At 48.0% G+C, this 12,444-nt stretch carries 12 protein-coding genes; 7 read left to right on the top strand and 5 right to left on the bottom strand.

Annotated features, from left to right (window positions below):
- The first annotated feature begins 111 nt into the window (after nucleotides 1-111).
- From ACRC27_RS10510 to ACRC27_RS10485, 6 genes are read left to right on the top strand one after another with little or no spacing between them, the layout of a single operon-like run.
- Nucleotides 112-975 (top strand): TonB family protein, encoded by an 864-nt coding sequence (locus ACRC27_RS10510; RefSeq protein ID WP_438639837.1) that lies wholly within the window; start codon nucleotides 112-114, stop codon nucleotides 973-975.
- Between the two features lie 17 nt (nucleotides 976-992).
- Nucleotides 993-1,637, top strand: a complete 645-nt coding sequence (locus ACRC27_RS10505) for a MotA/TolQ/ExbB proton channel family protein (protein WP_438624073.1) — start codon at nucleotides 993-995, stop codon at nucleotides 1,635-1,637.
- Nucleotides 1,634-2,056: an ExbD/TolR family protein gene (locus tag ACRC27_RS10500; protein WP_438624074.1), complete on the top strand. Its 423-nt coding sequence runs from the start codon at nucleotides 1,634-1,636 to the stop codon at nucleotides 2,054-2,056. Before ACRC27_RS10505 ends, ACRC27_RS10500 begins: the two co-directional genes overlap by 4 nt.
- A complete protein-coding gene (locus tag ACRC27_RS10495; RefSeq protein WP_438630727.1) occupies nucleotides 2,057-2,953 on the top strand; it encodes a heme/hemin ABC transporter substrate-binding protein in 897 nt (298 codons plus the stop codon).
- A gap of 9 nt (nucleotides 2,954-2,962) precedes the next feature.
- Nucleotides 2,963-4,018: a FecCD family ABC transporter permease gene (locus tag ACRC27_RS10490; protein ID WP_438630729.1), complete on the top strand. Its 1,056-nt coding sequence runs from the start codon at nucleotides 2,963-2,965 to the stop codon at nucleotides 4,016-4,018.
- Nucleotides 4,015-4,830: a heme ABC transporter ATP-binding protein gene (locus ACRC27_RS10485; protein WP_438639836.1), complete on the top strand. Its 816-nt coding sequence runs from the start codon at nucleotides 4,015-4,017 to the stop codon at nucleotides 4,828-4,830. Before ACRC27_RS10490 ends, ACRC27_RS10485 begins: the two co-directional genes overlap by 4 nt.
- Before the next feature lie 168 nt (nucleotides 4,831-4,998).
- Here the strand turns inward: ACRC27_RS10485 and mlc are convergent, their stop codons facing one another.
- From mlc to ACRC27_RS10470, 3 genes are all read right to left on the bottom strand, one after another.
- Entirely contained in the window at nucleotides 4,999-6,216 is a 1,218-nt protein-coding gene (gene mlc / locus ACRC27_RS10480; RefSeq protein ID WP_438630733.1) for a sugar metabolism global transcriptional regulator Mlc, read from the bottom strand.
- A gap of 107 nt (nucleotides 6,217-6,323) precedes the next feature.
- Complete coding sequence (locus tag ACRC27_RS10475) at nucleotides 6,324-7,970, bottom strand: AMP-binding protein (protein ID WP_438630735.1); 1,647 nt, start codon at nucleotides 7,968-7,970, stop codon at nucleotides 6,324-6,326.
- 453 nt (nucleotides 7,971-8,423) lie between these two features.
- Complete coding sequence (locus ACRC27_RS10470) at nucleotides 8,424-8,966, bottom strand: cytochrome b (RefSeq protein ID WP_438630737.1); 543 nt, start codon at nucleotides 8,964-8,966, stop codon at nucleotides 8,424-8,426.
- Between the two features lie 457 nt (nucleotides 8,967-9,423).
- Between ACRC27_RS10470 and queE the strand changes: the two genes are divergently transcribed.
- Nucleotides 9,424-10,098, top strand: a complete 675-nt coding sequence (gene queE, locus ACRC27_RS10465) for a 7-carboxy-7-deazaguanine synthase QueE (protein ID WP_438630739.1) — start codon at nucleotides 9,424-9,426, stop codon at nucleotides 10,096-10,098.
- A gap of 138 nt (nucleotides 10,099-10,236) precedes the next feature.
- On the opposite strand, the gene queD is transcribed toward queE, so the two are convergent.
- Together queD and ACRC27_RS10455 are read right to left on the bottom strand one after the other, a co-directional pair.
- Nucleotides 10,237-10,608, bottom strand: coding sequence for a 6-carboxytetrahydropterin synthase QueD (gene queD / locus ACRC27_RS10460; protein WP_438624084.1), 372 nt, complete (start codon nucleotides 10,606-10,608; stop codon nucleotides 10,237-10,239).
- A 162-nt stretch (nucleotides 10,609-10,770) separates the two neighbouring features.
- Nucleotides 10,771-12,444 (bottom strand): heavy metal translocating P-type ATPase (locus ACRC27_RS10455; RefSeq protein ID WP_438639835.1); only part of this gene is annotated, 1,674 nt, incomplete at its 5' end.

Raw genomic sequence — 12,444 nt, 5'->3', positions numbered from 1 at the left:
TTAACCGAACATTAAATGCGAATGCAAATAATTTTCATTTGATCTTTTAGGGTATCAAAATGTATATTTGCTACCTCGTTGGATAAATCAGGTATGCAAAGGCAGTTATCTATGTGGATTTCCTCAGAAAAAAAGCGATTGTTGGTAGCCTCTGGCGTATGCCTTTGTGCTCATACCGTTTTATTACTGGTGGGATTTCAACCACTTCAAACCCGAGCTGTCACACTTGATGCTCTGAGTGCGCCGGCATCAGCATCCAGCATGGTTTTAACGCTGGCCGCAGATCAGCGCTCTGGGGTTAATCCAACCGCTGAAACAGCAGCAATATCTGAACCATCCCCCACTCAAGCAATGGCGACGACCGCACCTAAGCCAGTAAAAAAAGAGGCCACTAAAGAAGAAGTGGCTAGAAAAGAGGAAGTCATCCCCCAAAAGGCGCTACCGCTTAAAACACCTCAGGTAAAAAAACCGACTAAACCCAAAGTCACGCCTGAAAAAAAAGCGGATATACAACGTTCAGAGCAACCTGAAAAGTCAGATATCCCTCAAAAAACAGCACTTGCCCGCACACAAAAGCGGCCAACCGAAAAACAACAATATGCAGCGCAAGCAACCACGCAAGGTCGTCAAGGTGCGGCAAATAGCGCGGCTGTAAATCAAACCAATACAGCATCCCCTTCACTGCCGACCACACTTAACAGTGAAAGTAAGCCGCGTTTTCGTATTCCTCCAACGCCGCCAGAGTACCCAACGGCGGCGCGTGCCAGACGGCAAGAGGGAACAACGCTACTTGATATCACTCTCGGTGTACGTGGTGAGCTTCTTGCGGTGGTTTTAACCCGCAGCAGTGGTTCGCTACTGCTGGATAAGGCAGCACTAAAAGCTGTACAGAAATGGCAATTTTTACCCAAAGAGATCAATGGCGTAGGCATTAAACATACGGTGCGTATTCCTATTCGTTTTGAACTGACTTAAATAGGCTTGAAATTAAAATGTTGCTGACTCAACTCGAACAACAACTGGGCACCATGATGTGGCCCTTGCTGATTTGCTCATTTTTAACGGGTGTGATTGTGCTCGACCGGTTGTTTAAGCTGCTGCAAGCCAGCCGGTTTAACTTTCAAACGTCTGGCTCTTTGCAACCGCTAACGCTCTGTACACAACAGGGGGATTTTGAGCAGATTCAGGCCAAGCTATCTGGTCAGCGTTCACTGCTGCTGCAAGGGTTATCGCTGCTGATCATGCACCGAGATGAAAACAAGCTTTTGCGTGAGGAGATTGCCGCTATCTGGCTGCAAAACAAGCGCCGCCAGCTAAGTTTTGGCTTAAAAATGCTGACGCTGATTGCAGCAATCAGCCCGTTACTGGGTTTGCTTGGCACAATTTTAGGGCTGATTCAGATGTTTCAGGATATCGGGGTGAGTAATAGCCCTGTGACCCCTGCTCTGCTGGCCAATGGTTTGGGGATTGCCATGTACACCACCGCCGCAGGCCTGCTAATTGCGCTGCCAGCAATTATTGGGGCGCAACTGTTTGGCCTGTGGATTGATCGGCTAATTCATCGCGCCGAGCACGGGATGAACCACTACAACTTGTGGTTAGAGGGCATTGCGCTGAATAAGGAGTTCCATGAATGATCCGCGATCGCTCTGCTGATCAGGCGCGTCACGACATTGGTATCGATTTGACTCCGCTGCTGGACATCATTTTTATTGTGCTGGTTTTTCTGCTGCTCACGGCCAATGTTCGCCTGCAAAGCATGGAGATTGATCTGCCGGAAATCGACAGTGCGCAATCTTCCACACCGGTCGAACAGCAGCCGTTAACACTGCACTTATTAGCCAGTGAGCCCTACTGGGCGCTGAATGAACAGACTTACTCGTCGTGGGATGAATTCCGGCAAGCGCTGTTACAGCGCCGCCAACAATTACCAAATGCCAACATAATCATTGCGGCAGATCGTAATGTTAGTGCCGAACGTTTACTGAATTTGCTTAATTTCTTACAACAACAACATATTCCTGCAGCACAAATTTTGACGAAGGGAACAGAATAAATGCCGACCGTATTTGCACTCCGTAAACAGATAAAGCCTGCTGTATTTGCCTGTAGTGTGGCTCTGCTAAGTTGTTTCACTGCACAGGCGGTAGCCGCAGACCGTATTATTTCAGCCGGAATGGGCGTGACTGAGATTATTGTGGCACTCGGCGGAGAAGATCTGTTGGTCGGTACTGATAGCAGCAGTGAGCTGCCCGCGGGTAACACTGCGGCAAAACTCGGTTATATTCGCCAACTGCCTGCTGAAGGCATGTTGGCTTTGCGCCCAAACAAACTGATTGGTATCGATGAAATGGCACCACAGTCATCCGTTGATATGCTCAAGCAAGCGGGTGTCAGTGTGACCGTATTGCCTTCGGGATCAGACATTGAGAGCTTAAAGCAGCGTATTAGCGTGCTGGCAAAACAACTGGATAAGCCATCAGAAGGCACGCTATTGCTACAACAAACGGAAGCACAACTGGCTGAACTGGCAAAAAAACGTCAGCAAATTCAAAGCAAACAAAATCCAAAAGTCATTTTTCTGCTGCTGAATGAGGGGCGTGCTCCCATGATCGCAGGGGGAAATACACCTGCAAATACGCTGATTTTGCTTGCCGGTGCAACCAATCCAGCAGAAAAAGTGAATAACTACCAGACCGTTTCCAGTGAGAGTCTGCTGGCAATGCAGCCGGATATTATTGTCATCAGCCAGCGCAACTGGAAAGGCAGCGCACAAGCAACGTTGGCTCAATTCCCAATTCTTACCAATACACCGGCGGGAAAAAATCTGGCCGTTTATGCGATGAACGGCAAAGCGCTGATTGGCGGATTAGGCCTAACCAGCCTGCATGAAGCTGACAAGTTGGCTGATTATTTACTCAGCTACCCATCTCGCCTTTCATCCAGCCACTAAGGTGTGCCGATGTTACGTCTGAAATTGTCACTTCTAAGCAGCACGGGGCTGTTGCTGCTCACCGCGGCGGCCCTGTTCTCTATTACAACCGGCCCAATTAAGTTACCGCTTAATGAGAGCTTGTTTGCGCTATTTAATACACCAGAAACTGCTGCTCAACAGGCAAATGCCCTGATCATTCAGAGTATCCGCCTACCACGCACGCTATTGTGTATCAGTATCGGAGCAATACTGGCCATGTGCGGAGCGGTATTACAGGGGTTGTTCCGTAATTCACTGGCTGACCCCGGTATTATTGGGGTCAGCGGTGGTGCAGCGCTGGGGGCGGGGCTATCCATTGTTCTGCTGCCAGCCGGTTGGGCGTTGTCATGGCCGTTACTGGCCGGTATTGCCAGTTGGTTAACGCTCGGCTCAACGGCTCTGTTTGCATTCGCCAGCGGCATGCTGACCACTTTACTGGTCTATCGCATCGGGCAAACACCTTTTGGTACATCCGTCAGTATGATGTTGCTGGCCGGTGTCGCCATTGGTGCTATCGCCTTTTCTGGTTTAGGGCTGCTCAGCTATCTGGCCGATGATCAGCAATTGCGCGATCTTTCGCTGTGGCAAATGGGTTCACTGGCGGGTGCGACATGGCACAGTGTACTGCTGTCGGTTTTTGTTATGCTTGCCCTGCTGGTTATTTTCTCCCGAAAGCGCGCCGCACTTAATGCGCTGCTGCTGGGCGAATCAGAAGCTCGGCACTTAGGTATTCAGGTGGAAAGCCTTAAACGTCAGTTAATTGTGCTTTGTGCCATGGGTATCGGTGTGGCGGTATCGGTATCAGGCATGATTGGTTTTATCGGTTTAATCGTACCGCATATGGTACGCATGCTGTGCGGGCCGGATTACCGTAATTTGCTGCCCGTGAGTGCACTCGGTGGTGCTATTTTACTGCTGGTGGCAGACTTGCTTGCTCGCCAACTGGCAGCCCCTGCCGAGATCCCTGTGGGGATCATCACTGCATTGCTGGGCGCACCGTTCTTTATCTGGCTGCTGATCCAGCAAAAAAGGAGTCTGGGATGAGTGTATTACAGATCAATCGGTTACGTGTACACCGCGGGCAGCGACAAATATTAACGGACCTCTCACTGACCCTCTTTGCCGGAGAGCTGACTATATTGCTCGGGCCAAACGGCTCAGGAAAGTCTACGCTGCTCAAATGCATCAGTGCCGAAATCCCCTTTCAGGGCGAAATCACGCTGTTTAATCAGCCGCAGCATACTTGGAATGCCAGCGCGCTGGCTCGAAAAATGGCTATTTTGCCGCAAAGCTCATCGCTCTCATTTGCTTTTTTGGTCCACGAAGTGGTGATGTTAGGGCGATTGCCGCACGCATCATCACACGCTGAAAATCAGCGTATTGCGCACGAATGTCTTGCGGTTGTCGGGGCTCAGCACTTGGCAAAACGTCTGTATACAGAGCTCTCTGGCGGTGAAAAACAGCGGGTACATTTTGCAAGGGTACTGGCACAACTCGGTGAAAAAAAACAGAATACAAAACAGTTTAGGGAAGTAGAGAAATCCGGCCCATTACCGGCAGAACCGCAGTTATTGATGCTTGATGAGCCTACCTCGGCGCTCGATCTCTGCCACCAGCATCACACACTACAAACAGCAAAAGATCGGGCCATGGCAGGTGATGCAGTACTGGTTATTTTGCATGATTTAAACCTTGCTGCCCGCTATGCCGACCGAATCTTGCTACTTAATAACGGCACGCTGTACGCTGACGGTACACCAAAACAGATCCTAACCCACGACAATATTCGGCATGTGTTTGATATCGATACCACCATTATTCCCCATCCCGATATCGATTCCGTACTGGTTGCATAGGCAGGTTTACATAACACCGGTCGCATAGTGAGAGTCGCATAGCTCTGATTGCACAGACCTGTTCAGCAGCGATGCCTCTGCACATGATACCTTTGCACATAAATACACATAAAAATCGGCTAACAGAGCATCTGTAAACACCCTTAACAGGTGCTCTGTACTGGTTGATTAACCTTCTAACAGTTGCGTTAGCAAAGAACCACTGTATAGCGCCTCTTTCACCAACCCCGCCCCCGCCATTGTGCCTTCGTTATAAAACTCGGTAAGTTGTAGCTCCAAATTTTCAGTATACGGAGAATAAGAGAGGCGTTTGATTGTGGCTTCAATCTCAGGGAAAAGTACTGACTGCGCCTGACGCAGTGGTGAACCAAACAGAATTTTTTCAGGATGAAACAAATTCACTAACGTAGAGAGTAGCTGCCCGATATGGCGTGCGGCCTCGTTTAACAAGGTGAGTGCCAGAAGATCTCCCGCGACGGCAGCCTGACAGAGCGCTGTGACAGTCAGGGGAACATGCTGTAACTGACTGGGTGTGCCCGCATCCAATTGCTGTTGCGCTTTACGCAGCAAGGCTTGTACGCTGATCTCGGTTTCTAAACAGCCGCGATGCCCACATTCACATAGCTCGCCGTCTGGGTTAACAATCAGATGCCCCGCTTCAATCAGATTACGAAACTGACCGTGGATCAGTTTTCCATCAATCATGACACCCACGCCCACACCATGGTTAATGCTCAGTAAAACCACGTTATCACAGCCCTGCGCATGCCCGAACAACGATTCGGCCATCGTCCATGCACACACATCATGCCGTAAAAAAACCCGCAAACCGGTTTTAGCCGCTAACTCAGCCGCCAACGGCATATCTTTCACATGATAATATGGCATATGGTGGACAATACCGCGCGCGGCATCAATCACGCCCGGCAGCGTAACGGCAATACCGGTTAAACGCTCAAGCTTATCCTGATGACGGGTAAAAAAGAGATCAATTTCACTGACTAAACGTTTGAGCAGGGCAACTTGCTCGCGCTCAATGACATCTAAACGCTCTTCAATCAGCGCCCGACCATTGAGCTCGTGCAGTGCCAATGTAAGATAACCACGCCCCAAACGCATCGAGAGAAAATGCCAACCTTCGGTATCAAGCACCAGCCCTACTGCGGGGCGGCCACGGCTACCAAATTCTTGGCATTCATTTTCGCGGATCAAGTGGACATCAAGCAGTTCACGGGTAATTTTCGTGATACTGGCCGGCGCTAAACCGGCCTGTTTTGACAACTCAATACGCGAAATAGGGCCTAACTGATCAATCAGGCGATACACGGCGCCGGCATTTATCTGCTTAATCTGATCGATATGCCCAGGATTATGCCCTACCGCCATTTTGCACCACTCCAAAAATGTATTTCACACTGCGAAATATTATTATCATCATGGTGTTAGCTTTAGGTAACAGCGTCAACCCTGCAATCAGTGAACCGTGACCAAACCTACAACCAACGCACTTTCTCACCCTTTTCCCAGCCGGTAACTCGCTCATTATAGCGCTGCTCTATCACATGACGGCGCAGTTTCAGAGTCGGGGTCACATCACCGCTCTCAATACTCCACGGTGTTGAGATCACCGCAATACCACTGAGCTTCTCGTGCGGCTCAAGCTGACTGTTAACACTTTCAAGATGCTCTATCAAGGCATGCGTCAGCATCTCTTGCGGCAAAGTCAGTGAGTTCGCCGAAAGCTGAACCAGTGCAACAGGTTGCGGCAGACCACTGCCGATAACACAGAGCTGTTCTATGATCTCAAGCGTAATCAGCTTACCCTCTAGTAATACAGGAGAAACATATTTTCCTTTTTCCGTTTTAAAAATATCCTTCAAACGCCCAGTAATTTTCACAAACCCATCAGCATCAATCTCGCCCAGATCACCGGTATACAGCCATCCCTCTTTTAGACTGAGCGCGGTAGAGATGTCATCGAGATAATACCCAAGCATAACCCCTTCGCTGCGCGTGAGGATTTCGCCCTCTTCTGAGAGCATGATTTCAACCCCTTTTGCCGCATGCCCAATAGAGCCAATTTTATCGGCCTTGAAAGGATAGTTAATCGACCCATACGCCAGATTCTCTGTCATTCCCCACGCTTCGGTAATATTCAGCCCCAAACGCTGATACCAGTGCAACAATGCCGGCGCGACGGGCGCTGAACCACAACCCAGCACTCGGGCTCGGTGTAATCCAAGCTTACGCTGGATAACGTATTTCACCACCGAACTGACAATAGGAATTGCCAGTAAACGCGTCAGTTTTTCTTCAGGCATTTTCTCAGTAATTCGCTGACGAAACGCGCCCCACAAACGCGGCACTGAAATAAAAATCGTTGGGGCGGTGGCTTTAATGTCATCCACAAAAGTATCTAATGATTCAGGGAAGGTAATACTGCACCCGCCGTATAAACTTGCGCCCAGAATATAAACCCGTTCGGTGATGTGTGATAACGGTAGATAGGAGAAGCCGCGATCATTCGGGCTAAGTTGGACAGTTTTCGCCACCGATTTTGCCGCCCAGCCAAAACGTTCGTGGCTGTGCATAACCGCTTTCGGGCGGCCAGTACTGCCCGAGGTATATACCAAAGACATCAGGCTTCCACCTTCAGGTACTGGGTTTTCTTCTAGCGGCAGAAAATCATTGAGTAGCATTTGCCACTGATATTGGCATGTTACGGTCGGATACGGGAATGCAATCCGAATCAAATCAGCAGAGAGCGCCTCTTCAATCTGCTCTGGGTGATCAAGTTTGCCGATAAAAATGGCTTTACTCTCAGAGTGTTCGAGTACGTAGCGGATGGTTTCTGTGTTGGCTGTCGGGTAAATCGGCACACTCACAAAGCCGCCCATCATCATCGCTAAATCAGCAATAAACCACTCCGCACAATTTTTTGATAGCAGAGCAACACGATCCCCTGCGGTAAGGCCCAACCCACGCAGGGCACTAGCCATTACTCGAGCTTGCCGCCCTACCTCTCGCCATGAGTAACAGTGAAACTGTCGATTTACTGGCTGGCGTAGATAAGTTTCATCGGGGCGATGTGCTTCCCAGTAATAGAGCATCTCTAGTGGTTGCTGTTTTAGTATGCTCATGCTTCCCCCAACAAGGTTGTTGTTATGGCCGCGGCAATTTTGCCGTGATTACTTATTGTTATTTAACAATATAGTCACAATTTGCCGACGTAAAGCAGTTTATTAAACGTACACTCTGTAGTTTTCTAGCTGGATCGTATCAAGCAGTGCAAGTGTGCAGTGTATTATGCCTTGTATAAAGAAAGGCCCTGTGAAGAGATGCTAAATACAGGCAGCGAAGAGGTATCAGGATTTCATTGACCACTACAGATAAATCACCTGTATATCTGTATATACATCAGTGGCCACACCCGATCATGGCTATCGGTACGAAAAGGAAAAGGTACGGAAAGAAAAAAACACAAACGCAGAGTAAATATAATCAACTAAAAACAAAAAACCTCTTTTATCTCCATTATGAATAAGATACCACAGAGTATAAAAGAGGGTTTTCAATATATAGTATTGTTTTTATTAGCGTAATGTAAATCGTGGCCCTAGCATACGAAGAAGTACATTATTGCGTAATACCAGATGATGTTTTACAACTGCCGCAACATGCAGCAGTACCATCAGTGCTAAAAAGATGCAGGCAATACGGTGTACCGTAAAAAAGAAATCATTAATCGGCACTGAGCTGATAGGATTGGGTACTTCTATCATCCAAAAAAACAGATAGCTCTCTTTGATCATCAGAAAACCGGAAAAAAACACCATAAACATAGCAAAGTAGATTACAGAGTGTGCCATTTTTGCAATATTTATCTGATTTTTAGGAATGTTGTCTATTTTTAGATCAGGAGAGACACGGAAAAAGCGCCAAATCCATCGAACAAAAAACAATACTGTTCCCACTGTCGCCAGTGATATATTTAAAGTAGAAAGAAAACTGAATACATGTGGTTTTGAATCCACCACTAAATGCATTGCATAACCAGCAAACGTTGCATAAATAATAATAGCCGCCATTATCCAGTGAAGCACTCTACTCAGACGATCATAATATTGTACAGTCATTTTATCTCACACCATTACTCTTTATTCTTAATATTTAACTTTTAAAGAAAAAGCATCTAATTTAAATAAAAATACAGATTATGTCTTATCGATCAACATAATTTCGCTATATCATTGTGGCAACAAACAGATTCGTGAAACTGTAAATTAGAAATACAGCGTATTACTGCGCTTGAATTTCGTCAATTTACTTACAATGATTTATTTTGAATTCAAATAAAAAGTAAAACAGAAAGTACTTATAAAATTCTAAAAAGATAAAAAACACTGCTATTTTATTTGCTTTTTATAAACAACACCGCCTTTCCAGTTTGCTTTTTTAGATAATATCCTATTGAATTTAAAATGAATAAATATAAGCGCTTCGCTGACATATTCAGAAAAAGTTATAAGTAGTCAGGCTTGGCAAGGTTTGCGATAATCGGGTTATATTTTTTCTTAACCGCTTAGGCGATGTATGTTGTACCCAATTAATGAAGTTTTTCAAACCCTACAAGGTGAAGGGGTTTATACCGGTGTGCCGGCAATTTTTGTGCGTTTACAGGGCTGTCCGGTAGAGTGTAGTTGGTGTGATACCAAGCATACTTGGGCATTAGATGCAGATAAGCGCGTGGCTGAAGATCAGGTTATTATGAAAACCGGTGATTCTGATTTGTGGTGCTCATTACAAGCCAGTGATTTATTAGTGCTGTTTAACCAACAAGGTTATACAGCAAAGCATGTGGTTATTACGGGTGGTGAGCCTTGTTTATATGACCTGAGCACACTAACTGCTGCATTAGAGTCTGCCGGTTACCAATGCCAGATTGAAACCAGTGGCACTTACGAGGTGCGTTGCAGTGCTAAAACGTGGGTAACGGTATCACCCAAAGTGGGCATGCGGGGCGGCTGTCAGGTGCGGCCTGATGCCTTGGTGCGAGCTGATGAAATTAAACATCCGGTCGCACGCGAAAGTGATATTGATGCGCTAGATCAGCTGTTAACGCTTATTCCGGCCGACGATAAAAAACGCGAAATCGCGCTGCAACCTATCAGCCAAAAAGCACAGGCAACCGAGTTATGCATGCGCATATGTATTGCCCGTAACTGGCGTTTATCGGTGCAAATGCATAAATATTTGTCTATCGCCTGATTGTTATTGAGTGCTTTATCGCATAACAGTATGGCTTTAATGACAGCAACGTATTGGCTAGATACGCTCTTCTGCCAATACGTTCATTTGTGGCTTGCTGATTAACACTCTCAACCACTAATCAGCAAACAGTGGCAATTATTCTGCGGTCTCACCACGGTACAGGCAACCTGAGGTACAGGTCTCTTTAATCAAAATACCGGAAAGTAGAGATAAGCGGGGTTTAAGCTGCTGCCAGATCCAACGAGCGAGCACTTCACTGGTCGGATTTTCCAGCCCACTGATATCATTTAGGTAGTAGTGGTCAAGCTGATCATAAATAGGCTTAAATGCCTGTTTTATTTCGGCAAAATCAATAACCCAACCGGTATAAGGATCAACTTCTCCGGTCACTTCCACACGCACAGTAAATGAATGCCCGTGCAAACGCCCGCACTTATGCCCTTCCGGAACATGTGGCAGGTGGTGGGCCGCTTCGAACATGAAATCTTTGAACAAAGTGGTTGTCATCACTCTATTCCTATAATGTAGGATGATAAAAAGAGGGTGTGATGGTAGCAGAAAATGCAGGTTCTGTGGTGCTGATTTACCCAGTTATCAGTACCGTGGCATACCTTGTGGAATATGCCACGGTTTTATGACTTCTCTTCGCAATGCCCAAGCAAGGTAATATCAGTCAGACTTAATTTGCTTGGCCAATCGCAGCCCATTTGCAATAACCAGTAAGCTTGCGCCTACATCGGCAAACACCGCCATCCATAAGGTGGCAATACCGACCAATGCCAGCGCAAAAAAGACCGCTTTAATCACCAGAGCCATCACAATATTGGCTTTCAACACATTGGCGGTGCGGCGAGCATGGGTAAACAGATCCGGCAGCTTTTCGAGTTTATCTTCCATCAGGGCTGCACCGGCAGTTTCCAGTGCGGTATCTGATCCGGCAGCGCCCATTGCTATGCCCAAATCAGCCTGTGCCAGCGCGGGAGCATCGTTCACGCCATCACCAATCATGGCGACATGGCCATATTGTGTTTGCAGTGCATGGATGCGAGCCAATTTATCATCCGGTAACAATCCGCCGAGCGCTTGTTCAACGCCGATTTTATTGCCGACCGCCGTGGCAACACTCTGGTGATCACCCGACAGCATCACGGTATGAATCCCCATACTGTTTAGACGCTGGATGACTGCCTGCGCCTCATCGCGGATCTTATCGGCCACGGTAATAATGCCAAGTACCGCCTGTTCAGACATCAGCAGTAACAGACCTTGCCCTTGCGCTTCCTGCTCAGAGAGTTGTGCATCAATGTCTGCAGTCAGCACACCGGTACGTTCCGCCAAACGTCGGCTTCCCAACAGATAACGCTGTCCATCAACAGATCCCTGTACCCCTAGACCGGTCAGCTCCTGAATATTCTGGGCTTGCATGACCGGTACTTGCTGCGCACTTGCCGCATTGAGTACTGCCCGTGCCAGCGGGTGAGTCGAGTGCGCATCAAGTGCCGCAGCCAGCGCCAGTATGTTCTGTTCAGTGAGTATTGAGGCGGCGGGTAATCCGGCCTGTTCAGGCGATTGAGTCTGCAAAGATGTGCGTAACACTGGGCGTAAAATACCAGTGACCTCGGGCTCACCCACAGTCAATGTACCGGTTTTATCAAAAGCGACAGCCTTGATTTTTGCCGCCATCTCAAGAGGCGCGCCCCCCTTCACCAGCATGCCGTGGCGTGCCGCCGATGCCAGCGCACTGACCAGTGTCACCGGTGTGGCAATCACCAAAGCACATGGGCAGGCAATCACCAGCATGACTAACGCGCTATACACTGAAGCTTTCAGTGTCATCAGGCCAAATACTGGTAATAATATGGCCACCAGCACCGCTGCCATTACCACCACAGGGGTATAATATTTGGCAAACTGATCGATGAAGCGCTGTGTCGGTGCTTTGCTGGCCTGCGCATCCCGTACGGTACTGATAATGCGGGCCAATACACTGCTGCTGGCGCTGGCGGTAGTACATACCTCAACCACACCATCACCGTTAATACTGCCTGCAAATACCGTCGCGCCAATCTCTTTACTTACCGGTAGGCTTTCGCCGGTGATCGGTGCTTCATTAAAATGGCTGACACCGCGACTAATCTGGCCATCAAGCGGCACCCGTTCACCGGGGCGCACACGTACGGTGCTGCCAATCACAACCTCTGCCACGGCCACTTCCTGCCATACTTCGGCGCTGTTACGCACCCACGCGGTTTCTGGTGCCAGTGCCATCAGCGCTTTCACCGCTTCTCCGGCACGGGTCAGCGACATATCTTCCAGTTTTTCTGCTACCGCAAACAAGAACAA

Origin of the sequence: Plesiomonas sp. (assembly GCF_051650925.1) — a bacterium.
In the GTDB taxonomy this organism is placed as follows: Bacteria; Pseudomonadota; Gammaproteobacteria; order Enterobacterales; family CAMTGL01; genus Plesiomonas.
Note: the sequence above shows the minus strand (reverse complement) of the source record. Positions and strands in the feature narration are given on the sequence as shown.